General features: G+C 57.9%; 23 protein-coding genes and 1 pseudogene. 7 read left to right on the top strand and 17 right to left on the bottom strand.

Annotated elements, in window-relative coordinates; translation table 11 throughout:
- Positions 1–11: 11 nt before the first annotated feature.
- The 13 genes from ACQ4OE_RS19490 to acs all read right to left on the bottom strand — a co-directional run bounded on the left by ACQ4OE_RS19490 (position 12) and on the right by acs (position 15,235).
- Positions 12–302 carry a hypothetical protein gene (locus tag ACQ4OE_RS19490; RefSeq protein WP_016983958.1) on the bottom strand — a complete coding sequence of 97 codons (291 nt, stop codon included), beginning with the start codon at positions 300–302 and terminating at the stop codon, positions 12–14.
- 57 nt (positions 303–359) lie between these two features.
- Positions 360–1,706: an N-succinylarginine dihydrolase gene (gene astB, locus ACQ4OE_RS19495; protein ID WP_430947601.1), complete on the bottom strand. Its 1,347-nt coding sequence runs from the start codon at positions 1,704–1,706 to the stop codon at positions 360–362.
- Positions 1,707–1,845: 139 nt separating this feature from the next.
- Positions 1,846–3,315, bottom strand: coding sequence for a succinylglutamate-semialdehyde dehydrogenase (astD, locus tag ACQ4OE_RS19500; RefSeq protein WP_430947668.1), 1,470 nt, complete (start codon positions 3,313–3,315; stop codon positions 1,846–1,848).
- Positions 3,312–4,337, bottom strand: coding sequence for an arginine N-succinyltransferase (gene astA / locus ACQ4OE_RS19505; protein ID WP_122589437.1), 1,026 nt, complete (start codon positions 4,335–4,337; stop codon positions 3,312–3,314). The genes astD and astA overlap by 4 nt, the downstream gene beginning before the upstream one ends.
- A gap of 51 nt (positions 4,338–4,388) precedes the next feature.
- Positions 4,389–5,408 (bottom strand): arginine/ornithine succinyltransferase subunit alpha, encoded by a 1,020-nt coding sequence (gene aruF, locus ACQ4OE_RS19510; RefSeq protein ID WP_007919353.1) that lies wholly within the window; start codon positions 5,406–5,408, stop codon positions 4,389–4,391.
- Positions 5,409–5,612: 204 nt separating this feature from the next.
- Entirely contained in the window at positions 5,613–6,833 is a 1,221-nt protein-coding gene (locus tag ACQ4OE_RS19515; RefSeq protein WP_430947602.1) for an aspartate aminotransferase family protein, read from the bottom strand.
- A 399-nt stretch (positions 6,834–7,232) separates the two neighbouring features.
- Positions 7,233–8,213 carry a transcriptional regulator ArgR gene (gene argR / locus ACQ4OE_RS19520; RefSeq protein WP_007912706.1) on the bottom strand — a complete coding sequence of 327 codons (981 nt, stop codon included), beginning with the start codon at positions 8,211–8,213 and terminating at the stop codon, positions 7,233–7,235.
- Between the two features lie 244 nt (positions 8,214–8,457).
- Positions 8,458–9,222 (bottom strand): ABC transporter ATP-binding protein, encoded by a 765-nt coding sequence (locus ACQ4OE_RS19525; RefSeq protein ID WP_003227281.1) that lies wholly within the window; start codon positions 9,220–9,222, stop codon positions 8,458–8,460.
- A 27-nt stretch (positions 9,223–9,249) separates the two neighbouring features.
- Positions 9,250–10,362, bottom strand: a complete 1,113-nt coding sequence (locus ACQ4OE_RS19530; protein WP_430947603.1) for a M14 family metallopeptidase — start codon at positions 10,360–10,362, stop codon at positions 9,250–9,252.
- A gap of 1 nt (position 10,363) precedes the next feature.
- A complete protein-coding gene (locus tag ACQ4OE_RS19535; protein WP_430947604.1) occupies positions 10,364–11,062 on the bottom strand; it encodes an ABC transporter permease in 699 nt (232 codons plus the stop codon).
- Entirely contained in the window at positions 11,059–11,748 is a 690-nt protein-coding gene (locus ACQ4OE_RS19540; RefSeq protein WP_007912702.1) for an ABC transporter permease, read from the bottom strand. The genes ACQ4OE_RS19535 and ACQ4OE_RS19540 overlap by 4 nt, the downstream gene beginning before the upstream one ends.
- A gap of 91 nt (positions 11,749–11,839) precedes the next feature.
- Complete coding sequence (locus tag ACQ4OE_RS19545; protein WP_430947605.1) at positions 11,840–12,613, bottom strand: ABC transporter substrate-binding protein; 774 nt, start codon at positions 12,611–12,613, stop codon at positions 11,840–11,842.
- 666 nt (positions 12,614–13,279) lie between these two features.
- Entirely contained in the window at positions 13,280–15,235 is a 1,956-nt protein-coding gene (gene acs, locus ACQ4OE_RS19550) for an acetate--CoA ligase (protein ID WP_034153332.1), read from the bottom strand.
- Positions 15,236–15,689: 454 nt separating this feature from the next.
- On the opposite strand from acs, the gene ACQ4OE_RS19555 reads away from it, so the two are divergent.
- The 3 genes from ACQ4OE_RS19555 to ACQ4OE_RS19565 all read left to right on the top strand — a co-directional run bounded on the left by ACQ4OE_RS19555 (position 15,690) and on the right by ACQ4OE_RS19565 (position 18,673).
- Complete coding sequence (locus ACQ4OE_RS19555) at positions 15,690–15,950, top strand: DUF2790 domain-containing protein (protein ID WP_122589445.1); 261 nt, start codon at positions 15,690–15,692, stop codon at positions 15,948–15,950.
- A 563-nt stretch (positions 15,951–16,513) separates the two neighbouring features.
- Positions 16,514–17,764, top strand: a complete 1,251-nt coding sequence (locus tag ACQ4OE_RS19560) for a ribonucleotide-diphosphate reductase subunit beta (RefSeq protein WP_008084848.1) — start codon at positions 16,514–16,516, stop codon at positions 17,762–17,764.
- Between the two features lie 348 nt (positions 17,765–18,112).
- Positions 18,113–18,673, top strand: a complete 561-nt coding sequence (locus tag ACQ4OE_RS19565; RefSeq protein ID WP_430947606.1) for a BRO-N domain-containing protein — start codon at positions 18,113–18,115, stop codon at positions 18,671–18,673.
- On the opposite strand, the gene ACQ4OE_RS19570 is transcribed toward ACQ4OE_RS19565, so the two are convergent.
- Complete coding sequence (locus ACQ4OE_RS19570; protein WP_430947607.1) at positions 18,639–19,451, bottom strand: HNH endonuclease; 813 nt, start codon at positions 19,449–19,451, stop codon at positions 18,639–18,641. The two genes, ACQ4OE_RS19565 and ACQ4OE_RS19570, sit on opposite strands and share 35 nt — an antisense overlap.
- A 261-nt stretch (positions 19,452–19,712) precedes the next feature.
- On the opposite strand from ACQ4OE_RS19570, the gene ACQ4OE_RS19575 reads away from it, so the two are divergent.
- A complete protein-coding gene (locus tag ACQ4OE_RS19575; RefSeq protein ID WP_430947608.1) occupies positions 19,713–20,699 on the top strand; it encodes a hypothetical protein in 987 nt (328 codons plus the stop codon).
- 3 nt (positions 20,700–20,702) lie between these two features.
- Here the strand turns inward: ACQ4OE_RS19575 and ACQ4OE_RS19580 are convergent, their stop codons facing one another.
- Positions 20,703–21,899, bottom strand: a complete 1,197-nt coding sequence (locus ACQ4OE_RS19580) for a hypothetical protein (protein ID WP_430947609.1) — start codon at positions 21,897–21,899, stop codon at positions 20,703–20,705.
- Between the two features lie 213 nt (positions 21,900–22,112).
- Here ACQ4OE_RS19580 and ACQ4OE_RS19585 point away from each other — a divergent pair.
- Together ACQ4OE_RS19585 and ACQ4OE_RS19590 are read left to right on the top strand one after the other, a co-directional pair.
- Positions 22,113–22,442, top strand: a pseudogene (locus ACQ4OE_RS19585) (helix-turn-helix domain-containing protein); the annotation flags it as partial.
- Positions 22,443–22,541: 99 nt separating this feature from the next.
- Positions 22,542–22,859: an XRE family transcriptional regulator gene (locus ACQ4OE_RS19590; RefSeq protein WP_430947610.1), complete on the top strand. Its 318-nt coding sequence runs from the start codon at positions 22,542–22,544 to the stop codon at positions 22,857–22,859.
- A gap of 63 nt (positions 22,860–22,922) precedes the next feature.
- Here the strand turns inward: ACQ4OE_RS19590 and ACQ4OE_RS19595 are convergent, their stop codons facing one another.
- Positions 22,923–24,431, bottom strand: coding sequence for an amidase family protein (locus tag ACQ4OE_RS19595; protein WP_430947611.1), 1,509 nt, complete (start codon positions 24,429–24,431; stop codon positions 22,923–22,925).
- 112 nt (positions 24,432–24,543) lie between these two features.
- The gene (locus ACQ4OE_RS19600) at positions 24,544–25,620 is read right to left on the bottom strand and encodes an MBL fold metallo-hydrolase (RefSeq protein WP_430947612.1); all 1,077 of its coding nucleotides are present in this window, start codon (positions 25,618–25,620) and stop codon (positions 24,544–24,546) included.
- A 215-nt stretch (positions 25,621–25,835) separates the two neighbouring features.
- Here ACQ4OE_RS19600 and ACQ4OE_RS19605 point away from each other — a divergent pair, with 215 nt between their 5' ends.
- Positions 25,836–26,444, top strand: a complete 609-nt coding sequence (locus ACQ4OE_RS19605; RefSeq protein WP_430947613.1) for a TetR/AcrR family transcriptional regulator — start codon at positions 25,836–25,838, stop codon at positions 26,442–26,444.
- Positions 26,445–26,495 lie beyond the last annotated feature (51 nt).

Here is a 26,495-nt window from a genome sequence, read left to right on the forward strand (position 1 = left end):
GAGCGGTTTCCTTAGTGGTCGTGGTTGCAATCCGGGCCGTGCACGTGGTCTTCGTCGTCGCCGACGTCGGCCGGCTCCATTTCCAGCTGCAGACTTACCAGATTAGTCGCCAATGGGCGCAGCAGCAGGTTGGCGTATTCAGCGTCACCTTCTTCAACGTCCACGCCGATCAGCAACTGGCCACGGCCGTCCTGCTGAATCCACAGCTCTTTGCCTTGCCACATGACCGCAACGCGGGTGCACGAGGTTTGCAGTTGCGTGCCGTCGGTGTCTTCAAGGATCAGCTGCAGGGAATCGCTCATGTTTTTACTCTCTTGGTGAGACAAGCCGCGCGCCGCGTTAAAGCGACGCGCCGGCCATCAATTGATCTGGAATGGATAAACCGCGCCCAGTTTAAGGATTTGCGTCAGTTCATCCAGTGCCGTCCGGCATTCAAGCAACAACTGCGGATCCGCCAGATCGGTTTCGCTCAGGCGGTCGCGGTAGTGCTTTTCAACCCATGCGGTCAACGAACCGTACAACGGTGGCGTCATGATAACCCCTGGGTTGACCGCCGCCAGTTCGGTTTCGTTAAGCGCGACGCGCAGTCGCAGGCACGCTGGGCCGCCGCCGTTCTGCATGCTTTGCTTGAGATCGAAGACTTTCACTTCGCGGATCAGACCGCCGGAGCTGGTCAGGCTTTGCAGGTAAGCCCACACGCGCTCGTTGGCCTGGCACTCTTGCGGCACGATCAACAACATCGAACCGTCAGGGCGCGACAGCAACTGGCTGTTGAACAGGTAAGAACGCACTGCGTCATCCACGCTGACCGCCGAACGCGGCACGCACACGGACTGGAAGTTGCCACCGACTTTGGCCAGTTTGCTTTGCAGCTCGGCGAGCATCGACTCGGTGTCGAGGAAGGCGTCCTCGTGATAGAACAGCACCTCGCCATTACCCACGGCGATCACGTCGTTGTGGAACACGCCTTGATCAATCACGTTCGGGTTCTGTTGGGCGTAGACCACGCCTTCGTCACGCAGACCGTGCAGACGGGCAACAGCTTGCGAGGCTTCGAGGGTCTGGCGCGCCGGGTATTTCTGCGGCGCCGGGTAACGGTTGTCGAAGGCACTGCGCCCGAACACGAAGAACTCGACGCCCGCCTCGCCATATTCACGGCAGAAACGCGTGTGGTTGGCCGCGCCTTCGTCGCCGAATTGCGCCACTGCCGGCAACGCGGCGTGATGGGCGAAGTGCTGCTGATTGGCGAACATTGCGCCGAGCACGCGGCTGGTGGTCGGGTGCTCGATGCTGCGGTGATATTTGCAATTGAGGTTGGCGGCGGTGAAATGCACACGGCCATCGGCAGTGTCGGCACTCGGGCTGACGGTGGCGGCGTTGGCCACCCACATGCTCGATGCCGAGCAACTGGCGACCAGCAGCGGCATGGCTTCTTTGGCGGCGCGCTCGATCACTTGCGCGTCGGTGCCACTGAAACCCAGACGGCGCAGAGCGGCCACGTCCGGACGTTCTTGTGGCGCCAGCACACCTTGCTGAAAGCCCATTTCCATCAGCGCTTTCATCTTCGCCAGACCTTGCAGCGCCGCTTCCTTCGGGTTCGAGGATTGCTGGCTGTTGCTCTGGGAGGCAACGTTGCCGTAGGACAGACCACCGTAGTTATGGGTCGGCCCCACTAGACCGTCAAAATTGACTTCATAGGATTTCATCAGCGAGGCTCCACGAGAATCTGTTGTTATAGGCTTCAGTAACTGTTCTTTAAGACCGCGGCGCGGCCTTCGCGAGCAGGCTCGCTCCCACAGGGATCTTCATCGCACTTGTGGGAGCGAGCCTGCTCGCGAATGGGCATCACGCCATCTTCACGCCAGGCGTCAGGGCTGCAGGCAACACCAGGCTCGGGGTTTCCAGCGACGCCACCGGGTACGCGCAGTAATCCGCTGCGTAATAGGCGCTGGCGCGATGGTTGCCCGAAGCCCCGACACCACCAAACGGCGCGCTGCTCGCAGCACCGGTCAGTTGTTTGTTCCAGTTGACGATGCCGGCGCGGCTTTCCAGCCAGAACTGCTGATAACGCACTTCGGAATCCGACAACAAACCAGCGGCCAAGCCGTAAGCGGTGTTATTGGCTTCCGCGATTGCCGCTTCGAAATCGACGTAGCGAATCACTTGCAGTAAAGGGCCGAACAGTTCTTCGTCCGGACGCTCGGCAACCGCCGTCACATCGACAATGCCCGGCGTCAACAACGCGGCTTGCACCTGTGGCTGAGTCATTGCCAGCAGCGACACCGCGCCGTTGGCCAACAGATGTTCTTGAGCGTCCATCAGCGCTTTCGCTGCGCCGAGAGAAATCACCGAGCCCATGAACGGCGCCGGCTGTTGATCGAATGCGCCGACTTCGATCGTCGAACTCACTTCAACCAGGCGCTTGAGCAGGCTGTCACCCCATGCGCCTTGCGGCACCAGCAGACGGCGCGCACAGGTGCAACGCTGACCGGCAGAAATGAACGCCGACTGAATGATCGTGTAAACCGCCGCATCCAGATCCGCGACCTGATCAACCACTAGCGGGTTATTGCCGCCCATTTCCAGCGCCAGAATCTTGTCCGGGCGCCCGGCGAATTGCTGGTGCAGATGGTTACCGGTACGACTGGAACCGGTGAAGAACAGACCGTCGATGCCCGGGTTCGCCGCCAGCGCGATACCGGTTTCGCGAGCGCCTTGCAGCAGGTTCAGGACACCGGCAGGCAGGCCCGCTTCGATCCAGCACTTGACCGTCAGCTCGGCGACTTTCGGGGTCAGCTCGCTCGGCTTGAACAGCACGCTGTTACCGGCCAGCAATGCCGGCACGATGTGACCGTTCGGCAAGTGACCGGGGAAGTTGTAAGGACCGAACACCGCCACCACACCGTGCGGTTTGTGGCGCAGCACGGCGGTGGCGTCGCCCAACGGGCCGCTCTTCTCGCCGGTACGCTCGCGGTAGCTCTGCACCGAAATCGCGATCTTGTTGACCATGCTGGTCACTTCGGTCGCCGATTCCCACAGCGGCTTGCCGGTCTCTTCACCGATGGTGCGAGCCAGTTCGTCAGCGTGGTTTTTCAGCGACGCGGCGAAAGCCTCAAGCACGCTGATGCGCTCATCCAGGGTGCGACGTGCCCACTCCGGAAATGCCTGACGCGCAGCTTGCACAGCCGATTCGACCTGAGCAGTGGTGGCGCCCTCCCCCGACCACAGCACTTGCTGAGTCACCGGGTTCAGCGATTGAAAGGCGTCGCCCTGACCGGCCAGCCACTCACCTGCGATGTATAGCGAATTCATTATTTCGACTCCCGTGCAGCGGACAACGCCACGGCGCGCACTTGATCGCCAGCGTTGAGTTGAAGACGTTTGGCGGTCTGCGGATCCACCACCAGCGTGCCGGCAGCGAGACGCGCCGGCGCAGCGGTGATGCGGCAGTCTTCGCGCTTGCGGTTATGGATGATGAACGGCGTGGCGTCGTCGCCCGGCGTACCGACGGCCAATACCAGCGCTTCACTGTCACGCACCGCGCGGATCTTGCCGGTTTCGCATTCGATGGCCGGGCCGGCGTCGAAGATGTCGACGTAACCCTGATAGCTGAAACCTTCGCCCTTGAGCATCGACAGCGCCGGCTCGGTGTCCGGGTGAACCTGGCCGATCACATTGCGGGCGTCCGGCGAAAGGAAGCAGGTGTACAGCGGGAATTTCGGCATCAGTTCGGCGATAAACGCCTTGTTGCCGACACCGGTGAGGTAATCGGCCTGGCTGAATTCCATCTTGAAAAAGTGACGCCCGAGGCTTTCCCAGAACGGCGACCGGCCAGCGTCATCAGAGACACCGCGCATTTCGGCGATGATCTTGTTGCCGAACAATTCAGGGAATTCGGCGATGAACAGCATCCGCGCCTTCGACAGCATGCGACCGTTCAGACCGCTGCGGTAATCGGCGTGCAGGAACAGCGAGCACAGCTCGGAATTACCGGTCAGATCGTTGGCCAGAAACAGCGTCGGAATCTCGCGATAGATGTTCAGCTCTTGCGACGCGCTGACGGTGAGACCGACACGGAAGTTGTACCAAGGCTCACGCATACCCACGGCGCCAGCGATGGCGGAAATCCCCACCACGCGCCCGTCGTCGTCTTCGAGCACGAACAGGTAGTCCGCATCACCGCGACCGGCTTCGCCGCGAAAGGTCTTCTCGGCCCAGCCGACCCGATGGGCCAGCCGTTCTTCGTTGGCCGGCAAAGTGGTCAAACCGGTGCCGGTGCTGCGGGCCAGGTCGATCAGAGCGGATAAATCGCTGCTGCGTACGGGACGAACAATCATGCTATCTCCTCAAACGGGCCGCCTTCGCCACCCGTGAAACTCGCTAAGGCGTTAAACCGCCACCAGGCGCACGCTGGCACCTTCACCGACGCCCAAGGCTTCGGCTGCTTCCAGATCCAGAGTCACCGGTTTGCCCGGCGCGTAATCCAGCTCCAGCAGCACCGCGCGGTAATCCTGCAACTGTGCGTTGGCCACCAGATACTGACGCCCGGCACCTTTGACCGGCTCGCCGATCTTCACTGGCACCACACGGCTCTGGGCGATCGAACGGATCCCCGAAACGCGTGCATGCAGGGTCGGGCCACCGTCGAAAATGTCGATGTAGTGATCGGTCTCGAAGCCTTCGCGCATCAGGATGTCGAAGGTGATCTGCGCACGCGGGTGTACCTGGCCCATCGCCTCTTGAGCGGAGTCCGGCAGCAACGGCACGTAGATCGGGTAATGCGGCATCAGTTCGGCGAGGAACGTACGGCTTTTCAGTCCGCACAGACGTTCGGCTTCAGCGTAATTGAGGTCGAAGAAGTTGCGACCGATCGCGTCCCAGAACGGTGAGTCGCCATTCTCGTCGCTGTAACCGACGATCTCGGTCACCACCGAATCAGCGAAACGCTCCGGGTGGCTGGCAACGAACAGCAGGCGACCACGGGAGTTGAGTTCCGACCACGGCGAACCGACCAACTCGCGCTGCACGTAGAAACTGGTCAGCAAGCTGTTGCCGGTCAGGTCGTGGCACTGCGAGAGCACATGGATCTTGTTGTGGATCTTCAACTCGCGGGACGCGTGGACGAAGGTCTCGTTGCGGAAGCTGTAGAACGGCTCCGAGTAACCGGCCGAGGCGACAATCGCCGAGCAGCCTACGAGCTTGCCGGTGGTGGAATCTTCGAGGACGAAGAAGTAACTCTCTTCGCCGTTGAAGCTCACTTCGGCGGCAAACGAGGCTTCGCTCGCGGCGATCTTGTCGCTCAGACGTTCCACGTCATCCGGCAAGGAAGTGACACCAATCGGGCTGTCCGCAGCCAGACGCTGTACCTCGCCCAGATCAGCCATTTGCGCAGGGCGCATCACCAGCATGGTGTCACTCCTTTTCTCTTATCAATTCACAGAAAAAAACACCGGACACTGTGGGAGCGAGCTTGCTCGCGAAAGCGGTGTATCAGTCAGCATAGATGGCGACTGACACTCCCTCTTCGCGAGCAAGCTCGCTCCCACATTGATAGTGCTCGGTATCAAAAATTTTGATCGACGCCTGAAAAACTCCAGGCGCCGAAGGGTCTATCAGGCTTGCGTCAGTGCTGCAGCAGCGCGTTCGAAACGATCCAGACCGGCATCGATATCGGCGTCTTCCACCACCAGGCTCGGGGCGAAACGGATCACGTCCGGGCCGGCTTGCAGAATCATCAGGCCTTCTTTTTCAGCGGCGTTGAAGATGTCTTTGGCCTTGCCTTTCCAGGCATCGCTCAGCACGCAACCGATCAGCAGACCGAGACCACGCACCTGAGTGAACAGGCCGTATTTCTCGCCGATCTGCTCAAGGCGCGCCTTGAACTTGTCGTGCTTGGCGTTCACGCCGTTCAGCACTTCTGGCGTATTGATCACGTCGATCACTGCTTCAGCGACCGCGCACGCCAGCGGGTTGCCGCCGTAGGTGGTGCCGTGGGTGCCGACGACCAGATGTTTGGCCAGTGCTTCGGTGGTGAGCATCGCCGCGATCGGGAAACCGCCGCCCAGGCTCTTGGCGCTGGTGAGAATGTCCGGGGTCACGCCGTAATGCTGGTAGGCGAACAGCTTGCCGCTGCGGCCCATGCCGGTTTGCACTTCGTCGAACACCAGCAACGCGTTGTTCGCGTCGCACAGTTCGCGGGCACCTTGCAGGTAAGCCAGTTCGGCCGGCAGCACGCCGCCCTCGCCCTGGATCGGTTCCAGCACGACCGCGCAGGTCTTGTCGGATACCGCCGCTTTCAAAGCGGCCAGGTCGTTGTAAGGCACGTGGGTAATGCCGGTGATTTTCGGGCCGAAACCGTCGGAATACTTCGACTGGCCACCGACGTTCACGGTGAACAGGGTGCGGCCGTGGAAGCTGTTCAGCGCGGCGATGATTTCGTACTTCTCAGTGCCGAAACGGTCGAACGCTACACGGCGGACCAACTTGAACGCGGCCTCGTTGGCTTCGGCGCCGGAGTTGCAGAAGAACACGCGCTCGGCGAACGTGGCGTCGATCAGCTTGTGCGCCAAGCGCAGGGCCGGTTCGTTGGTGAACACGTTGGACACGTGCCACAGCTTGTTCGCTTGCTCGGTCAATGCACCGACCAGCGCCGGATGCGCGTGGCCCAATACGTTAACGGCAATCCCGCCGGCGAAGTCGATCAGCTCGCGGCCGGCCTGATCCCAGACACGGGAACCGGCGCCACGCACCGGAATGAAAGCGGCAGGCGCGTAGTTGGGAACCATTACCTGGTCGAAATCGGCGCGTTGTACCGCAGCGTGCTCAACGGACATCGGAGTCTCCTGAAGAGGAACGCTCGCCTGAAACTGGCGAGCGATGGGGGGATTGTAAGGACAGTTTTCAGCCCGGCCTTGCCGCCAAGCGACAACTTCTTATAGCGCAAACCCCGGATTTTCCCGGGTTTACGGCAATGCGACATATAGCGTCGCAAAGGCGCAGTTTAACTGGCCGCGCCCGTTTGCGGCAGGCTTGCTGATTTGTAGCCGATCAGGAATTTGCATGTGCGGTATATATGTATCGCACATCGATCTGAATAACGGTTTTTACTGGGCGGACGTTTCCAGCGCAGATGACCGCTCATGGCCAAAAACACACCGGCGATTCAGTGCAAGTACGAAGGGGAAGTCGTCGACTTTAGCGAATGGCAAAGTCGACGCTGGACAATTTGCGGATCAACCGCGCTCGGGCGGCACCGACGATAACTCGAACGGGCTGCTGCTGCGCCGCTGGTTGCGATCTTCCCGTGGCGTGGCGCCAAAGAAATTGCGATAGGCGCTGGAGAAGTGCGGCCCCGAGGAGAAGCCACAGGACAAACCGATCTGGATGATCGACTTGCTGGTTTGCATCAACATCTGCCGGGCCTTGTTCAGGCGCAATTCCAGGTAGTACTGGCTCGGCACACGGTTGAGGTATTGCTTGAAGATCCGCTCCAACTGACGGCGCGACACGCAGACGTGCTGGGCGATTTCGTCGGTGGTCAGCGGTTCTTCGATATTGGCTTCCATCAGCAACACCGCTTGGGTGAGCTTCGGATGGCTGGAACCGAGACGGTTCTGCAACGGGATGCGCTGGCGCTCACCGCCCTCGCGAATGCGCTCGACCACCAATTCTTCCGAGACCGCACCGGCCAATTCGGCACCGTGATCACGGGCCAGCACCGCCAGCAACAGATCGAGAACCGACATGCCGCCGCAGGCGGTCAGGCGATCGCGATCCCAGTCGAACAAATGACTGGTGGCGATGACTTTCGGGAAGCGTTCAGCGAAATCGTCCTGCCAGCGCCAGTGCACGGCAGCGCGATAACCGTCGAGCAAACCGAGTTGTGCCAATGGATACACACCCGCCGACAGACCGCCGATGACCGTACCGGCGCGCACCAATTGCTTGAGCGCACTGCTGAGTGCCGGGGCCAGAGTGGTCGGTGGCTCGTCGGCCAGCAGGAACAGTTTCTGGAAGTTTTCGAGCTTGCCGGCCCAGGCTTCACCGGGCAATTGCCAGGCGCCTTCGGCAGGCGGTTCGGCCTGCAAGAACGACAACTCATAGACCACGTCCGGGTGCACACGCTGAGCAACACGCAAGGCTTCCTCCGCCAGCGCCAGCGTCAACGCTTTAGTGCTGGGCCAAATCAGGAAACCAATTCGATGGGCAGTCATGGGCGGGCAATCCGAAGCGAAGAACAGTGATGAAGGCGTGGGCCAATGCTAGCCCGTAAATGAACACAAATCTTGAAACTGCGCAGTTCAAATGTGGGAGCGAGCCTGCTCGCGAAGGCTGTGTGTCAGTCAACATTGCTGCTATCTGAACCACCGCTTTCGCGAGCAGGCTCGCTCCCACAGGGGATATTAGCCAGTCTCCAGGTCGCGAAGCATGACCTAATCTGGTGCATAACGGCAGCGATTACTTGAGGCTGCCCGAGAGGAATTGTTGCAAACGTTCCGATTGCGGATTGACCAGCACTTCACGCGGGTTGCCGCTCTCTTCAACCACACCTTTGTGCAGGAACACCAGTTGATTCGACACTTCACGGGCAAAACCCATTTCGTGCGTCACCACGACCATGGTGCGACCTTCCTGAGCCAGCGCTTGCATGACCTTCAGCACGTCGCCCACCAGTTCCGGGTCAAGCGCAGAGGTCGGTTCGTCGAACAGCATCACCTCAGGTTCCATCGCCAGCGCACGAGCAATCGCCACACGCTGCTGCTCACCACCGGACATGTGCCCAGGGAACGCGTCTTTACGATGGGCCACGCCGACCTTGTTCAGGTAGTGCTCGGCTTTCTCGCGGGCTTCGGCCTTGGACACGCCAAGAACGTGCACCGGCGCTTCCATGATGTTTTCCAGCGCGGTCATGTGCGACCAAAGGTTGAAATGCTGGAACACCATCGACAGGCGCGAACGCATGCGCTGCAGCTGTTTCGGATCAGCGGCTTTCAGCGCGCCGTCCTTGTTCGCTACCAGTTTCAGCTCTTCGTTGTTGAGCAGAATCTTGCCCGCGTGCGGCTGCTCGAGCAGGTTGATGCAGCGCAGGAAAGTACTTTTGCCGGAGCCACTGGAGCCGATGATGCTGATCACATCGCCGGCTGCCGCTTTCAGGGACACGCCCTTGAGCACTTCGTGACTGCCATAGCGTTTATGCAGGTCTTGGACTTCAAGTTTGTACATGCGGTCGGTTCTCACAAAAACAGTCAGTCAGTCGTTGAGCAAGCGCCCGTGACGCAGCGCTTCGCGCCCCGCCACCTTGGCCAGCCAGAAACCGGGTTGGGCATAACGCAGCCGTTCAATGGCAAACAGCACCCCGGAGGTACCAGCACATACCGTGCTGACCCGATCGGACACAGGATCAATCACTTCAAAAATCTCGTCGCCCGCCTCGACCCATTCGCCGGGCTTGCGCAGAAAACTCACGACGCCCGGATGCGGCGCGAACAGCAATTCGGTGCCTTCGAACGGCATGCCTTCACAGGCTTCGTGCGCAGGATTCGGCCACTCGCCAGTGATCAGGCCTTGCTCGGCGAGGAACGCCAGAATGCCTTCAGCATACGCCTCGGCTTCGGCGCGACCGGTGTCGGCCTGACCGCCCAGCTCAATGGTGGTCGCCAGACACGCCAACGGAATCTGCGCCTCGGGGAACTGCCGCGACAGTCGCAGCCACGGCAACGAGCACGCCTCGTCAAACGAGCTGCCGCCGGAATCTTCCGCGAGCAAACCAACCTTCACATTCAGGTGCGCCGCCAGCGAACGCCACTGCGGCCAATGCTGCGGCAGCGCGTACATGTGCAGCGCGGCTTCGGCATCACAATGCAGATCGAGCACCACATCGGCGGTGCAAGCATGGCTGAGCAACACGCGCTGCATGCCTTGCAACTGGCTGCTCGCCTCTGGCAATGCCGCCAGATGATCAGCCATCGCCTGACGAATCAGGCGCACATTGGCGTGTGGATCATCACCGAGACGGTCAGCCAATGCCGCCGCAACCGGTGCGCTCAACTCGACGAAATCACGGTTGAAGTTCTTGCCGCTGCCCGCCTCGAAACGGCCCTGGTGATTGCCTTGCAGCAACTGCCCAAGACCCAATGGATTGGCGACCGGCACTAACTCGATGACACCGTTGAGCAAGCCTTTGGCTTCGAGTTCGCCAAGGCGTTTTTTCAGCTCCCAAGCGGTGCGCATACCCGGCAATTCGTCAGCGTGCAGGCTGGCCTGAATGTAGGCCTTGCGCTCGCCACGTCCGAAGCGGAATACCGAAATCTTGCGTTCGCTGCCCAGGTGGCTCCACGGCAATACGTGATCGATGCGTTCCATATCAGTGCTTCCGCGGGGCCAGGTAGCTCAACCAGCGACGCTCAGCCAGTTTGAACAGTTTGACCAGAATGAACGTCAGGCAGAGGTAGAACACGCCGGCGGTGATGTACGCCTCGAACGGCAGATAGAACTGCGCGTTGACAGTGCGCGCCGCGCCAGTGATGTCGATCAGCGTCACGATGGACGCCAGACTGGTGGTCTGCAGCATCATGATCACTTCGTTGCTGTACTGCGGCAGCGCCCGGCGCAGGGCCGATGGCAGCAGGATGCCTTTGTACAGTTTGAAGCGCGACATGCCCATAGCCTTGGCTGCTTCGATCTCACCGTTCGGCGTGGCCTTGAGGCTGCCGGCGATGATTTCAGCGGTGTAGGCGCTGGTGTTGACCGCGAAGGCCAGGCACGCGCAGAACGTTGCGCTGGACAGCCAAGGCCAGAAGATACTTTCGCGGACCGCTTCGAACTGGGCCAGACCGTAGTAGATCAGGAATAGCTGAACCAGCATCGGCGTGCCACGGATCACGTAGGTGTAAAGCCACGCGGCGCCGTTGACGACAGGGTTCTTCGAGACGCGCATCAGCCCCAGCGGCAGGGCCGCGAGCAGACCGAAAAACAGCGACAGCGCGAGCAGTTTGAGGGTGGTTACCAGGCCGCCGAGATACAGCGGCATCGCCTCCCAAATGACGTTGTAGTCGAAGATCATAGATCAGCCGCCCTTACGCCTACCGAGTAGCGCTTCTCAAGTTGACGCAGGATCAGCAACGAAACACTGGTGATCACCAGGTACATCGCCGCCACTGCGAGGAAGAAGGTGAAAGGCTCGCGGGTGGCATCCGCCGCCTGCTTGGCCTTGAACATCATGTCTTGCAGACCGACCACGGAAATCAGCGCGGTGGCCTTGGTCAGAACCAGCCAGTTGTTGGTGAAGCCAGGGATCGCCAAGCGAATCATCTGCGGCACCATCACCCGGAAGAACACTTGAAAACTGCTCATGCCGTATGCCATGCCCGCTTCGGCCTGGCCCTTCGGAATCGCCATGAACGCGCCACGGAAAGTTTCCGACAGGTACGCACCGAAGATGAAACCGAGGGTGCCGATACCGGCCGCCAATGGATTCAAGTCGATGTAGTCGTCATAGCCGAGCATCGGCGCGACGCGGTTGAGCAAGTCCTGACCGCCGTAGAAGATCAGCAGGATCAGCACCAGATCGGGAATCCCGCGAATCACCGTGGAATACAGATCGCCCAGCCAGGCCAGCCAGCGCACTGGCGACAGGCGCAACGCGACACCGATCAGCCCGAGAACGATGGCCAGAGCCATGGACGACAAGGCGAGCTGAAGCGTCAGCCATGCGCCATCGAGGATGACAGCCCCGTAGCCTTTCAACATGATTCAGGTCCTCGAAAGTTGGGATGAAAAAATGGCGCAAACCGCAGAGATCCTGTTGCTTGCGCCATTTCGGACTTGTCGCAGAGACGTGTTACTTGCCGTAGATATCGAAGGCGAAGTACTTGTCCTGGATTGCTTTGTATTTGCCGTTTTCGCGGATGGCCGCGATGGCTGCGTTGATCTTGTCTTTCAGGGCGTCGCCCTTGCGCACTGCGATGCCTACGCCGTCGCCGAAGTATTTGACGTCGGTGAACGCAGGGCCTGCGAAGGCGAAACCTTTGCCGGCGTCGGTGTTCAGGAAGCCGTCTTGCAGCAGGGTAGCGTCAGCCACGGTACCGTCGAGGCGACCGGCTGCCACGTCCAGATAGATTTCGTTCTGCGAGCCGTACGGCTTGATCTCGGCACCCAGTGGAGCCAGAACTTCGCGGGCGAAACGCTCGTGGATCGAACCACGTTGTACGCCGATGTTCTTGCCCTTCAGCTCAGCCAGACCTTCGCTGACCTGAGTACCGGCCTTCATGACCAGACGTGCCGGGGTGTTGTAGTACTTGTTGGTGAAGTCGACCGACTTCTTGCGGTCTTCAGTGATCGACATCGACGACAGGATCGCGTCGATCTTGCGCACTTTCAGCGCCGGGATCAGACCGTCGAACTCTTGCTCGACCCACACACACTTGACCTGCATCTGCTCGCACAGAGCGTTGCCGATGTCATAGTCGAAACCGACGATGCTGCCATCCGGTGCTTTCGAAGCGAACGGAGGGTAAGCCGCTTCGATACCGATCTTCAGCGGTTTTTCGTCAGCGAAGGTATTCATCGACAGCACGGACAGTGCCAGGGCGCCAAGCAGCACAAGTTTCTTCATCTTGGGACTCCATCGGTAAAGGGCAAAAACGGCAGAGTGAGCGACAGCCCAATATGCGAATGGGTGAATCGGGAAATCGGTTGCTGCATCGGTGGGAAATTTCCCATTGAAACCGTCGCAGGTTTCAACGTCAGCCACGATGAGCGAGTGATCGGCATTCTAACGACAGGCCCGAAGCCGATATTTCTTCAATGCGACAACTAATTACAGATGCACAGAGAAAGCGACTTGAGCTCATTGACAGCCCCGCAATTTCATGCAAGAGCGAAAGACAGTGAACCGATCTATGCTGCAAATTGCGGGCCTATTATTCGCAAACCCTTCTAATCCGGCAAGCGCAGCGTTAAGTCTTATTTTTCAGCCGAGGTTTGGAGGCTCTAAAACGGGGCAATGCGTTTCCCTTTGCCCCGTCACGGGGCGGGCGGTTACACATTCGGTTACGTGGAAGGCGCTGGGTAACAGCGGGAAATGTCTTACGGGGGAGATCGATAATTATTGACCCCCCCGATCATTCCCACGCAGAGCGTGGGAACGATCAGAAGGTACTCGGTCAAACTGTGGGAGCGAGCCTGCTCGCGAAGGGGCCGGCCCGATCGACACAAATCCACCAGACACAAAAAAACCCCGCCCGGCATTCACCGGACAGGGCTTCTATGCCTCTAACGCTTAAGCCACATTCATCGTCTTATGCGTATCAATCAAATGCTGCACCACCCCCGGATCCGCCAGGGTCGAGATATCCCCCAAGCCATCGTATTCCGCCGTGGCAATCTTGCGCAGGATGCGGCGCATGATCTTGCCCGAACGGGTCTTCGGCAACCCCGGAGCCCACTGAATCACGTCCGGCGAAGCAATCGGCCCGATCTCTTTACGCACCCAGTTCTTCAACTCCAGACGCAATTGCTCGGTCGGCTCCTCGCCATTCTTCAAGGTGACGTAGACATAGATGCCCTGCCCCTTGATGTCATGCGGAACCCCAACCACCGCCGCCTCAGCGACTTTAGGGTGAGCAACCATCGCGCTCTCGATCTCGGCCGTGCCCATACGGTGGCCGGACACGTTGAGCACGTCATCGACACGCCCGGTAATCCAGTAGTAACCATCGGCATCACGACGCGCGCCGTCACCGGTGAAGTACATGCCGCGGAACGTCTTGAAATAGGTATCAACGAAACGATCGTGATCGCCGTACAGCGTACGCGCCTGACCTGGCCACGAATCGAGAATCACCAGATTGCCTTCAGCCTCGCCCTCGATGATGTTACCGAGGTTGTCGACCAGCGCTGGCACCACACCAAAGAACGGACGTGCTGCCGAACCCGGCTTCAGCGCGTGAGCACCCGGCAGCGGGCTCATCATGTTGCCGCCGGTTTCGGTCTGCCACCAGGTATCGACGATCGGGCAACGCGACTTGCCGACATTCTTGTAATACCAGTCCCAGGCTTCCGGGTTGATCGGCTCACCGACCGACCCGAGCAGACGCAGGCTGCTACCATCGGCGCCTTCAACAGCGGCCTGACCCGACGCCATCATCGCGCGGATCGCAGTTGGCGCGGTGTAGAGGATGTTGACCTTGTGCTTGTCGACGATCTTCGCCACCCGAGTAATGTCCGGATAGTTCGGCACGCCTTCGAACAGCAGCGTAGTCGCGCCATTGGCCAGCGGGCCGTAAACGATGTAGCTGTGGCCGGTGACCCAGCCGACGTCGGCGGTGCACCAGTAGACTTCGCCCGGACGGTAGTCGAACACGCGCTCGTGGGTCATCGCCGCGTACAGCAGATAACCGCCAGTAGTGTGCTGCACGCCCTTAGGCTTGCCGGTCGAACCGGAGGTATAAAGGATGAACAGCGCTTCTTCGGCGCCCATCTCTTTCGGCGCGCAAACGGTGCCCGCCACTTTCATCAGGTCTTCGTACCAGATGTCGCGATGCTGGTTCCACTTGATGTCGCCACCGGTGCGCTTGCAGACGATGACTTTCTGGATGCTGCTGGTTTCCGGGTTGGTCAGCGCGTCGTCGACGTTGGCCTTGAGGGAAATTTTCTTGCCGGCACGAATGCCTTCGTCAGCGGTGATCACCACTTTCGATTTGCAGTCGATGATGCGACCGGCCAAGGCTTCCGGCGAGAAACCGCCGAACACCACCGAGTGAATCGCGCCGATCCGGGTGCAGGCCAGCATGGCGACCACGGCTTCGGGAATCATCGGCATATAAATGGTCACCACGTCGCCGCGGTGCACGTCCTGACCACGCAGGGCGTTGGCGAGTTTGCACACTTGTTCGTGCAGTTCGCGGTAGGTGATGTTGCGGCTCTCGGAAGGATCGTCGCCTTCCCAGATGATCGCGACTTGATCGCCGCGCTCGGCCAGATGACGGTCGAGGCAGTTGTAGGAAACGTTCAGGGTGCCGTCGGCAAACCACTTGATGTCGACATGGTGATCGTCGAACGACGTCTGTTTCACCGTGGTGAAAGGTTTGATCCAGTCGAGACGCTGAGCTTGCTCACGCCAGAAACCGTCAGGGTTGACGACCGACTGTTGGTACATGGCTTTGTAGGTCGCCTCGTCAGTCAGCGTGTTAGCCAGAACCTCGGGACGAACGGGATACAGAGAAGCCGCACTCATCTTTCCTACCTCGGTGTAATAGTTGTTTTTGTATGACCCCGTTGTAGCCGGGCCGGGCCCATAGAACCATTCGACGATGGTAGTAACAAGCCCCTACAAATCCTCCACCTACCCCGCACGCAGATCTCCCAAACACCCCCAATCCCCTGTGGAAGCTTGCCTGCAAGCGATTCAGACAACTCGGTCCCACAGACAAAACACCCGGTTATCAACCCCCATCCCAAGGGATTGTTACCAAATCTGCCAAAGGTGTTTATCAAAACCCGCTCTGTTTACTGCCGCCTCACCTCCCTAAAATTCACCTCGCCAACAAGGCAACCGCGATTAACAACGATACAGCCCCCACGAAGGCCGTTAATCCAGCTCTCAAGTAATAACTGCAAACGATGAAGTTACACACGCAACCCCAAAAAGGTTGCGTGACCCCACTCGACCTCAAAAAGGTAAATTTGAAATGAAAGCTTTATTGGTTCTGGCCCTCAGCAGTCTGTGCGCAACCGCCATGGCAAACGAGGCCCCGACTGATGTCGCACAGCAACAACCAGTGATCGAGGAATACACTTACTCCACTCACCTGGACATCGCCAACGTTGTATCGATGAGTGAAATTCCGAATGTCTGCGAAGTAGTGCCAGCGAAAATGGAGTACGACGACTCTAAAGGTCAGCGTCACATCCTGCGCTACAGCGTGATGGGCAACGGTTGCACCAATTGATGGTTGCAGACTGCACCGAATTGGATCTCTCAGCGCTTCATTGAGGGTCGATTCCAGCCCGACTTCGGTCGGGCTCAGTTGTGTCTGGAGTCGGTCAAAATGGTTGCAAAACACAAGATATAGTGAAAAACGCGGTTTTTTGCTCAAATCTTGAACAACCAAAGATTGATGAAAAAATTAATCAAAAAAAATTCTCACGGCCCAACATCGACGAAAGCCCTGTAAACCCTCGCTCCGACTCAAATCCCCCTCCCGTTCGACCTCCCTGCGCGCTTTCGCCCTCCCCCACGACGCCAATTTTTTCCCTATAATGCCGCCCTAATCGGGTCAGCAATATTCCCTTACAGGGATCAAAGCCATTCTGAAGCCCCGCAGTCGCGTTTAACGTGATCTGCGCCCGTCAGAGGCTCTCGGAAACCCGTACAAAATTCTGTTTTATTGCCTGCCTTAGCTGCTGCAAAAAACGATTCCTTAAGATCCAACGCGGTCTGTACGACCGTGTGAAAAACCAACCAATCAGGTTTCACACGGGCGACAGGCCCTCACGCAGGAGACGACACGTCATGCTGAGCTGGGACGAATTCGACAAAGAAGACAGTGAAGTAGCAACCGTGAAAGGCGCCAACGCCGGCCACGCTACTGAAGCCAACATGGACCGCCTCGACAACGCTGGCGGTGCCGCCGCGATCGAAGCTCGCGCCGTGACCGCCGACGACTCGGCCGCTGTCGCCCGCGCCAAGGCTGCACTGAACTCCCTCGACGTCGCCGAAGGCCTCGCCGAACTCGAAGGCGCCTCCGCCCGTGTCGCCGTTGACGAAAAGCGCATGATCAACTGCCGCGCCGACCTCAACCAACTCGTGCCATTCAAGTACGACTGGGCCTGGCAGAAATATCTGGACGGTTGCGCAAACCACTGGATGCCGCAAGAAGTCAACATGACCGCCGACATCGCCCTCTGGAAAGACCCGGAAGGCCTGACCGACGACGAGCGCCGCATCGTCATGCGCAACCTCGGCTTCTTCTCCACCGCCGACTCCCTGGTTGCCAACAACCTGGTACTGGCCGTTTACCGCCTGATCACCAACCCGGAATGCCGCCAGTACATCCTGCGCCAGGCTTTCGAAGAGGCGATCCACACCCACGCCTACCAGTACTGCATCGAATCGCTGGCCATGGATGAAGGCGAAATCTTCAACATGTATCACGAGATCCCATCGGTCGCGAAAAAAGCCGCCTGGGGCCTGAAATACACCCGCTCGATCTCCGATCCGAAGTTCGAAACCGGCACCCCGGACACCGATAAAGAGTTGCTGCGCAACCTGATCGCCTACTACTGCGTTCTGGAAGGCATCTTCTTCTACTGCGGCTTCACCCAAATCCTCTCCATGGGCCGCCGCAACAAAATGACCGGCGTCGCCGAGCAGTTCCAATACATCCTGCGCGACGAATCCATGCACCTGAACTTCGGCATCGACGTGATCAACCAGATCAAAATCGAAAACCCACACCTGTGGGATGCCGAAATGAAGGAAGAAGCGACCCAGATGATTCTGCAGGGTACGCAGCTGGAGATCGAATACGCACGGGATACCATGCCTCGCGGGGTGTTGGGTATGAATGCGGCGATGATGGAGGATTATCTGAAGTTCATCGCTAACCGTCGTTTGTCGCAGATCGGCCTTAAAGAGGAATATCCAGGGACGACTAACCCGTTCCCTTGGATGAGCGAGATTATGGACTTGAAGAAAGAGAAGAATTTCTTTGAGACTCGCGTTATTGAATACCAAACTGGTGGTGCGTTGAGCTGGGACTAATAGTCTCGCTTGGCACGATTTGACGATTGCGGTTTGAGTCGGCGAGTCGAGAAAGCAAAAAGCCCCGATCTGATCGGGGCTTTTTTATGAGCGATTGGTAATCATATTTACGCCTACGTCACAGCGTTCAATCTCCTACAGCACTTACAGTCGCTTCCCATTGAAGCCTGCTACGAGCACTACTAAGCTCTATCGCAGGTGCCTAAGAAACGCCCAACGTAGAAAGCTTGGTCAGTGACACAGACGCGTAATTCGTCGGTGGCATCTGCTCTGCTCGTTGGGATTTCTTAAGTCCGCTCTACGTTGGGGTCAGGCCCTCCCAAAATCTAAAACGTAGAGGTCATAAATATGTCTGATCCATGCTCGGTAAAAGTCTTCTCTCGCCACAACCTTTCTCTACATGCCCTTTTACTCGAAAACCAGCCATGGTTCTCCGCCCGGGATATTGGCCGTTTGATGGGCTTCCACCTAAACGATCGGGTGGTCAACAAGCTAGATAGCGATCAACGCCGCATTATGTGGATTGAGTACTTTCGAGAACCCGAACAGCAGTTGATGCTCAGTGAGTCCGGGGTGTATGCACTTTTGGTGTATCACTACGTTCCGGGGAATCGGTTGTTGCGTGAGTGGTTGACCAAAGAGGTCGTGCCGAGCTTGCGCGATGCTGCGGACTCGGGAAATTCCAATCGGCCAATGTTGAGCTTGTTGGATTGGCCTGAAATGTCATTGAGTTTGCTGCATTGGCAGGATGAGGGGTGGATTCGGCTTCGGGATATGCCGCACCTATTAAATGATCAGCCGCGACAACGAACGATCGAAGCTAATCCTTGGTGGCGGCGGGTCGTAAATACGTTGCAGCTATCCATGCATTCGCTTAGGTCAAATCATCGAAAACCCAACGACCATTGAGAAGCCCTTTCAATTGCTCAACGCTCAGTAATTGCTGGGGCTTTCTATGAACAATTGCATGGCAGTTTGCACAGAGAGGAATAAGGTCAGTCACTGGATCGACAACCTGTTTCTCTTCAAATTCGGAAATGGGTTTCACGTGATGTACATGAATAAAGCCCTTCGCGTGCACCCCATAGGCTTTCTCAAAGTCAAAATCACATGCTTTGCATAGAAGGCCATGAATAGCGATAGCCTGACGTCTAAGCTTGGGACAGCGCTCGTATCTCACACCGTAATAAGTAGATTTTTTACCTTCAGTACCAACGATTACGGTTTCAAAATCCTCCGTACCGTCAGCCTGGCTGAAGTCATCCGCCTGCGATGGAGTCAGCACAGCATTGGATGAGATCCGGTCGAATACAGTTTGATCAATGGACCGAACACCGTTACGCCAGTAATTGTTCTTTAGATTTGAGGGAATTTGCTCAAGGTACTCCCCCTCAAGCTTTATTGGGATTGCCGACTCAAACTGACGAAAATCCTCAATAGAGGCAAACAGGTCTCCTCGCTTACTGTTCTTGTCTGCATACACCCTTCCTATCCGGGCTAAACCAAAATAATGAGGCGCAGAACTCAAACGTAACGGTGCAAAAGCCTTATTTTTCAGTTTTCCTTTGTAGTAGAGAACCTCTGTTCCCTGAATAAGGATTTCCTTGTACCGCTTCGGGAAGTGGTAGAGAACCCCAGTTTGATCGGCCCATTTTGACAAATCATTCTCGGCAATTACGGCTGGCATCCACTCATCCTCTTATCAGAGGCTAGAGATTACCAAATCTAGAGAAAAGTCCTACACGACTTACGGAAGGTTCTCACAACTGACTCGATCCACCATTTCAGCCTTTCGGTGAGACATGTGTTACACGTCTCGGTCTTAAAATGCGTTAGCGGAGCCTAGAAAATGACCACATCACTGCACCAAAAAAAGAATTAGTAGGTGCACCACCACGCACCGCCCGCTATTAATACCCCTCCCCCACTCAAGGATCCGAGCCCCACCATGAAATTCGATCTCGCCTACTGCCTCAGCCTCGACGACAAGTTGTCGATCTATGATGTTCGCGATCTCAATTTCGATGAGACGGTGGCGTTTGACTCTGCGAAGGAACACTTCCTGTGCCCCAACGATGCTTGTCGTTCGGCGTTCGAGGCTTCCAATGAGTTGGGCACGTTCAATGCCAAGAACGTGAATTACGTGCGTACGCCGCACTTCAAGAATCTGCCCTCTACGCAGCATGTGGCGGGTTGTCCGTATGTGAGTTTGAAGGCGTCGGCGTTAGGTGTTGAGGCGGCGGATGGCGAAACGGATGACGGCCGTGAGGAACATTTCCCATCAGAGTTGTTACTGACCCGGCGTGAGTATGTGCGCAAGCCTGTCGCGCCGGCGGGGGCGGCGGATGTGTTGCGCGATGATCCGGTGCGGGTGGCGGCGGAAAGTGGTAAGGAGTCGGCGGGTCGTGAGTCGGCGCCGGACAAGACCAGTGTGTTTGCGCATCCGGTGGAGTGTTTTGTGTCGAACTTCGCCGACAAGGAGTTGCTCAAGCGGATGCCGTTGAAGGTCGGCGAGCATTCGGCGCCGTACAGTTCGTTCTTCAAGAAGATTGAGTATCTGACGGACAACAAGGGGCTGATTTACTGGGGGCGGATCAAGAAGATTGAGGACTTCCACAGTGCCAGTTTTCGTATCGATTTCGAGGACAAGGTCTGGTTCAAGAAGCCCGAGGACAGTAAAAAGAAGCCGTATCCGGTCAGCGTTTATCTGAACAAGAAGCTGATCGACAACTACCGCAAGCGCAAGGCGTTCCTGCAAGAGATCAAGCACGCGGTGGATAGCGACAAGGCGTTGTTCTGTTTCTTCTATGGGGTGACGCCGGAGTTGAAGCAGTTGCCGGGCAAGAAGAACCCCGAAAAGCCTTTCGAGGTCTTCAATGCCAATATCGAGAACCTGGATCACTTCATTATTCGTGAAGCGCCGGGTCTGGAGTGACGGTTAGCCCTGGGGCAGTTGCAGTTTGACGGCGCCGGGATGTTGTTTGATCAGCGAGTACGGCAGGATCGACCAGTCAGGTGAATCGCAGGCTCGCTCGACGCGGGCAAAGTACGCGCCCACATACAAACCTTTTTCGGTGAAGTGCCAATTGGAATAGCTCCAGTTGTCTTCATTGGTGAAGTCGCAACTGTCTTCATCTCCGCCTGCTGGTTTCTTCATTTCATCCGGGTACAGCGCGGTGAGTTGTTTGATCAGCCACGGCTTGAAGACTTCGCCTTGGTACTTCGAGCGCGCTGCGTCTTCGGCCTCGGTCAAGGGCTGGTCACCGCCTCTGTAACGATCGGCGTGAAGGATTGGCTGACCCTCGCCCACCCAGAGCACATCTTCGAGCGACAACGGATGGCCGGTTTTCACATCGATGTTGAGCGGCGAATCGCCGAAGTCCGGATGCGCGCCGCCGCAATCGTAGCTGGTGGAAATGTTCAGGCTGATGACACTGGGCGAGATAAACGTCGGAGTAACGTCCTGGAGGAATTCGGCATAGCCGCGACCTCGTAACTGGCAACCGTAGTAACTGATGGCCTCGTCCCACAAGCGCCCGAGCAATTGCTGGTTAACCCGTTGCAGATCTTCTTTTGGCATCCCGGACTCGATGCTGAACATGGACATCTTGGTATCAGGCTCTTCCCACCATTGCAGGGAGTAACCCATGAAGTCCTGCTGTTTACCGGGTTTGAGTTTCAGTCCTTGCAGCCGTAGGTATTCGTAAGGCTCGCTCTTGGGCAACTTGGCGATGTACGGCAATGCATTCGCCGGTACTTCGGGAAGTGGCGTGTCGGTGACCAGTACGGGCAACTTTTTGCCTTTCGCGCTTTGCCATTCGCCCTTCCAGCCGGCCTCAATCTGTTGCAGTTTGAGGGTCGGTAACGGCTTGTCCGGATCCATACGATTGCTGCCCTCTGTGAGCAGCAAGACATCATTTTTATAGGTGCCGTTAAGCTCCAGGTCGCGGTGAAATTTCTCATAGAAGTAGCGACCGGTAACTTGCTCCGGGTCACTGATGTCGACTTCGAACACGATCGGCATTTTGCCTAATGTGCCAGTGAACACCATCCGGTTATCTTCAGCGTGTGCGGTGGATAGCAGCGAGAACAGCACAGCGGCGCAGGTTGCCAGGCGCATCAGTCCCTTGAACATTGTTCGATCCCTGAAAGAGGTGGAGGCGGCGCCAGCCTTTGAGGGCCGGCGCCGGTAAATTCGCGGCGGATTATGGCCGGGTTGTTGTAGGGAATCGAGCCTCTTCGCCCTAGCTCAAGCACATGCTGATCATCAACATCGGCAACAGCCCGATCTACACATGTGCATGCACCCGATCCGGAATCCGCCCAATCCACGGCGTGGCCAATCTGACTGCACATGCCCCTGCCGGCTGACGGAAAACTGCTCGCGCTGTGTCAGAGCTTTCTGCATCAACCCCATGCGCATCAAACACCGCAACAGTGGCCGGATGAGTTGGACGTAAGCTTGCGTACCTTCAATCGATTGTTCCGCCAACAGACCGGGCTGAGTTTCAGTCAGTGGCGGCAGCGCGGCTGTGTGGTGCTCGCGCTGGCCCGACTGGCGGCGGGCGAGGCGGTGACGCGGATCGCTCTGGACTTCGGCTACGAGAGCCCCGCGGCGTTCTCGACGATGTTTCGCCGAGTGCTCGGCCAGGCACCGTCCGTCTGGTTGCAGGGGTAGAACTAGGGCAAATCAAAAATTGCGTTTGATCCCGGTCGAAAACAACTGTACAAAAACACAGTACATTTTCAATCAGCACTCTTGAGCCCGGAGCACACCATGGCCTCTCTTGCGATGAATCACATCCTCGAACGCATTGCCCTTTTCCAGTTCACCCCGACGCACTGCGTCCAGGCCCGAGCAATGCTGGGCTGGAGCGTGGAACAGCTGTCGCGGGAGGCTGAGGTTTCGGTTGAAGACATTCAACGTTTTGAAGGTCAGCAGGACGTGGCGGATGCGGCGCGGCTGGCGCTGGCTTATCGGTTTGAGGCGCAAGGATTGGTGTTCTTTCCCGGTTTTGCACCGGGGCGTAGTGCGAGTGCTCAGGGCGCGTCGTCGGAGTCGGTGGGGCGTGGGGATTTCGCGATGGCTGATTGAATCATCGTGTATTCGACAGAACGGCATCGTCCTTGGGAGCGATGCCGTTTTGTTTGAGTCGCGTTATTTGAATGCGGGGTGTTTGAGCTCGGCCGATTCCTGCTCGTAGCTGTAAGCCATGGCCAGCAATTGCGGCTCAGTCCAGCGCGTGCCGAAAAAGAAAACCGAGGTCGGCATGCCGTCATCCTTCATGCCCGATGGCAGGGTGATCGCCGGATAGCCCGCAACAGCGGCAGAAAATTGCGAGTAGCCGTCGTCCTCGGAAACCAGCGCGTCGAGATTGTGTTCGCGCAGTTGCTCGTCAATGGCCTCTTTGAAGGCTGCGCTGATGGTGTTGATGATTACGGCCGCCTCTTGAGAGGTCATCGTTGTGGCCTCGACCATTTCGAGCATCGCTTGGCCATAGCCATCATGGCCGGGATTGAGCCTGTTGAAATCAATCACCGCCTGCAACGACTGCACAGGCAATCCGCTGCGGCTGGCGAGGTATTCGGTTGACTCATGCTTCATGCCGCCCATCAGCCCGTCGAAGTAGCCGTCTATGTCCGGCAAGCGGATCGTCAGCGGAACGAGGGTCGCGCCCTGCTCCTGCATCGTCGCCATTGCATTAAGGAACTCAGCGCTGGGGGTCAGCGACACACCGTTGGTTCCCACATAAGCAATCGGGTAGCCAATGCGTTTGCCCTTCAACGCGTCCTTGGCGAGCAACGCCGTGTAATCAACGGCTTCAGGCGCCTCAGCGGTGACGGCATCAGCAGCATCGGCCCCCTGAAGCGCGTTGAACATTTGCGCGGCGTCCATCACCGTGCGAGTCAAAGTCCCCGGGGTATCTTGCAAACGAGTGATGGGCACAACGCCCGATCGGCTGAACAACCCTAGCGTCGGTTTAACGCCTACCACACCGTTGGCGGTTGCCGGGCAGGTAATCGAGCCGTTGGTTTCGGTGCCGATCGTGAGTGGCGCGTACCCGGCTGCAGCGGCAATTGCCGAACCCGAACTGGAGCCACAGACCCCCTCACTCAGTACATGAGGATTTTTGCTGTGGCCGCCGCGGCCACTCCAGCCATGGGGCAACGTCATGTCTCGCACGTAGGCCCATTCGCTCATGTTGGTCTTGCCAAACACGATTGCGCCGGCTTCACGCAGTTGTTTAACAATAAACGCATCATTAGCCGCTGGCTGTCCCACCATGGCCAGAGAGCCAGCACTGGTTTGCATGTTGTCAGCGGTGTCGATGTTGTCTTTGAGCAGGACGGGAATCCCATGCAACGGCCCACGGATCTGGCCGGACGCGCGCTCCTTGTCCAGCGCCGCCGCGATGGTGAGCGCATCAGGGTTCAGTTCGATGATTGCATTCAGGGTTGGCCCCTGGTTGTCCAGTGCAGCAATGCGGGCCGTCAAATGCTCGACCAGGGTGACAGCGGTCAACTCGTTGCGGGTCATCATTTGGCTGAGTTCATCAACGCTTTTGTATTCAAGCGGCTCAGCGGCTACAGCTATGCTGGGCGCCACCAATGCAATCACGATGGCGCGGGCCAGCGAATTCGCCCGGCGTTTAAAGCAGTACTTCATGTTTATCGTCCTTGTTTAGGCTAGTCACGAGTGAGTCGTTCACTCGCGACCAAGCCTACCGAGAACGAAGGAAAGAGCTGTCAGGCGCATGCCCCTCAAGCGGTAGGAAAATTCATCCTGACTTGTAGCCGCTACACGCAGCAGAGGACTTTTCCGACACGTCATGTTCCAAATTCAGCCACCACGCCTGCCCACGCGCTGGCTGAGCAATGTTAAACGCCTCGCCCATTTGCGGCGTGGTGATGGAAATACTCCGCTCCCATGCCAACGCAAGGATCCGGTCGAACGGTTCATGCCACGCGTGCATCGCCAGATCGAACGTGCCGTTGTGGATCGGGAAAAGCCAGCGTCCTTTGAGGTCGATGTGCGCTTGCAAGGTTTGTTCCGGCTGCATGTGCACGTGCGGCCATTCGACGTTGTAGGCGCCAGTTTCCATCAGGGTCAGGTCGAATGGGCCGTACTGTTCGCCGATGCGTTTGAAGCCGTCGAAGTAGCCGCTATCGCCGCTGAAAAAGATTCGCGTGTCAGCGTCGATGATCACCCATGAGGCCCACAGCGTGCTGTTGCCGTCGAACAGGCCACGGCCGGAGAAGTGTTGCGATGGCGTGGCGACGAAGCGGATGCCGGCGATTTCGGTGCCCTGCCACCAGTCGTACTGGCGGACTTTGCTGGCGTCGATGCCCCATTTGATCAGGGTGTCGCCGACGCCGAGCGGGGTCAGGAAGTAGGTGGTCTTGGCCGCGAGTTCGAGCACCGCTGCGTAATCGAGGTGGTCGTAGTGGTTGTGCGACAGGATTACCGCTTCGATCGGTGGCAATTGGTCGATGCTGATCGGTGGCTGGTGAAAACGTTTCGGTCCGGCCCATTGCACCGGCGACGCACGTTCAGCGAAGACCGGGTCGGTGATGAAGAACTTGTCGCGCAGTTTCAGCAGCAAGGTCGAGTGACCGAGGCGATAGACGCTGTGATTCGGCGCCGCGAGCAAGTCTTCGCGGGTCAGCGGTTGTACTGGAATCGCCGCCGTCGGGCGGGTATCGCGGGGTTTGTGGAAGATCATGTTCCACATGATTCGCAGCATTTTGCGCAGGCCTTCGCGCTGCACCGGCGCGTGATTGCGGAACAGCCCTTGATCCTGTCGAGAGGCTTCAGGCGTGGAAGTGTGATCCGAAGAAGAAACTGGATTGGCCATGACTGAATGACTCCAGGAAAACCGGGGAATTCACGGGTTTCCAAGGTGGGACGATAAATGGCCAAAGCTGCACGCACAGGCCGAACTGTCTGTCTTTTAAATTGCGAGGATTAACGCAACATTACACTGATCGGTGTAGTTTCTAGGTTGCATCAAAGTGGATGGCAAGTAAACTGCCAAGTGTAATTTCTACTTTTCCCTGCCGAAGCGTACTTATGACAGCTCCACAGCGACTCACCGACCGGAAACGCGAAGCCATTATTCAGGCGGCGATTGCCGAATTCCGTGCCAACGGTTTCGAGATCACCAGCATGGACAAGATCGCCGCCACGGCCGGTGTGTCGAAGCGCACGGTGTATAACCATTTCCCCAGCAAAGAAGAGCTGTTCGCCGAAATTCTCAACCAGTTGTGGACACGAATCAGCGCCGAGCCAGCGGTCACCTACAACCGCGAGCAACCCTTGCGCGAACAGTTACGGCAGATGCTTCAGGCCAAGGTGCAAATGATGGCCGACGAGAACTTCCTGACGCTGGCGCGAGTGGCGATTGCCGCGACCATACACTCGCCGGAGCGTGCGCAAAACATGGTCGAGCGCATGGGCGAACGCGAAGAGGCGCTGACCGTGTGGATTCGTGCCGCGCAGGCCGACCACCGACTGAAACCGGTCGATCCGGAATTCGCCGCGCACCAGGTGCAGGGTTTGCTCAAGACCTTTGGTTTCTGGCCGCAGATGTCGATGGGCCGCGCCGCTCTGGATGCGGAAATGCAAAACACCGTGGCTGAATCGGCGCTGGAGATGTTTCTGGCCCATTACCAGCTCTAAAACGCCCATTTGCTGCGCGAGTCATCGATTAAATGGCTCGGAAGGACACTG

The sequence above is a fragment of the Pseudomonas sp. WC2 genome, from assembly GCF_050586545.1.
Taxonomy (GTDB): Bacteria; Pseudomonadota; Gammaproteobacteria; order Pseudomonadales; family Pseudomonadaceae; genus Aquipseudomonas.

Excerpts from the sequence above, each read along its gene's own strand:
- ACQ4OE_RS19490 (WP_016983958.1), bottom strand. The coding sequence starts at position 302 with ATGAGCGATTCCCTGCAGCTGATCCTTGAAGACACCGACGGCACGCAA.
- astB (WP_430947601.1), bottom strand. The coding sequence starts at position 1,706 with ATGAAATCCTATGAAGTCAATTTTGACGGTCTAGTGGGGCCGACCCAT.
- astA (WP_122589437.1), bottom strand. The coding sequence starts at position 4,337 with ATGATTGTTCGTCCCGTACGCAGCAGCGATTTATCCGCTCTGATCGAC.
- aruF (WP_007919353.1), bottom strand. The coding sequence starts at position 5,408 with ATGCTGGTGATGCGCCCTGCGCAAATGGCTGATCTGGGCGAGGTACAG.
- ACQ4OE_RS19515 (WP_430947602.1), bottom strand. The coding sequence starts at position 6,833 with ATGTCCGTTGAGCACGCTGCGGTACAACGCGCCGATTTCGACCAGGTA.
- argR (WP_007912706.1), bottom strand. The coding sequence starts at position 8,213 with ATGACTGCCCATCGAATTGGTTTCCTGATTTGGCCCAGCACTAAAGCG.
- ACQ4OE_RS19525 (WP_003227281.1), bottom strand. The coding sequence starts at position 9,222 with ATGTACAAACTTGAAGTCCAAGACCTGCATAAACGCTATGGCAGTCAC.
- ACQ4OE_RS19530 (WP_430947603.1), bottom strand. The coding sequence starts at position 10,362 with ATGGAACGCATCGATCACGTATTGCCGTGGAGCCACCTGGGCAGCGAA.
- ACQ4OE_RS19535 (WP_430947604.1), bottom strand. The coding sequence starts at position 11,062 with ATGATCTTCGACTACAACGTCATTTGGGAGGCGATGCCGCTGTATCTC.
- ACQ4OE_RS19540 (WP_007912702.1), bottom strand. The coding sequence starts at position 11,748 with ATGTTGAAAGGCTACGGGGCTGTCATCCTCGATGGCGCATGGCTGACG.
- ACQ4OE_RS19545 (WP_430947605.1), bottom strand. The coding sequence starts at position 12,613 with ATGAAGAAACTTGTGCTGCTTGGCGCCCTGGCACTGTCCGTGCTGTCG.
- acs (WP_034153332.1), bottom strand. The coding sequence starts at position 15,235 with ATGAGTGCGGCTTCTCTGTATCCCGTTCGTCCCGAGGTTCTGGCTAAC.
- ACQ4OE_RS19555 (WP_122589445.1), top strand. The coding sequence starts at position 15,690 with ATGAAAGCTTTATTGGTTCTGGCCCTCAGCAGTCTGTGCGCAACCGCC.
- ACQ4OE_RS19560 (WP_008084848.1), top strand. The coding sequence starts at position 16,514 with ATGCTGAGCTGGGACGAATTCGACAAAGAAGACAGTGAAGTAGCAACC.
- ACQ4OE_RS19565 (WP_430947606.1), top strand. The coding sequence starts at position 18,113 with ATGTCTGATCCATGCTCGGTAAAAGTCTTCTCTCGCCACAACCTTTCT.
- ACQ4OE_RS19570 (WP_430947607.1), bottom strand. The coding sequence starts at position 19,451 with ATGCCAGCCGTAATTGCCGAGAATGATTTGTCAAAATGGGCCGATCAA.
- ACQ4OE_RS19575 (WP_430947608.1), top strand. The coding sequence starts at position 19,713 with ATGAAATTCGATCTCGCCTACTGCCTCAGCCTCGACGACAAGTTGTCG.
- ACQ4OE_RS19580 (WP_430947609.1), bottom strand. The coding sequence starts at position 21,899 with ATGTTCAAGGGACTGATGCGCCTGGCAACCTGCGCCGCTGTGCTGTTC.
- ACQ4OE_RS19590 (WP_430947610.1), top strand. The coding sequence starts at position 22,542 with ATGGCCTCTCTTGCGATGAATCACATCCTCGAACGCATTGCCCTTTTC.
- ACQ4OE_RS19595 (WP_430947611.1), bottom strand. The coding sequence starts at position 24,431 with ATGAAGTACTGCTTTAAACGCCGGGCGAATTCGCTGGCCCGCGCCATC.
- ACQ4OE_RS19600 (WP_430947612.1), bottom strand. The coding sequence starts at position 25,620 with ATGGCCAATCCAGTTTCTTCTTCGGATCACACTTCCACGCCTGAAGCC.
- ACQ4OE_RS19605 (WP_430947613.1), top strand. The coding sequence starts at position 25,836 with ATGACAGCTCCACAGCGACTCACCGACCGGAAACGCGAAGCCATTATT.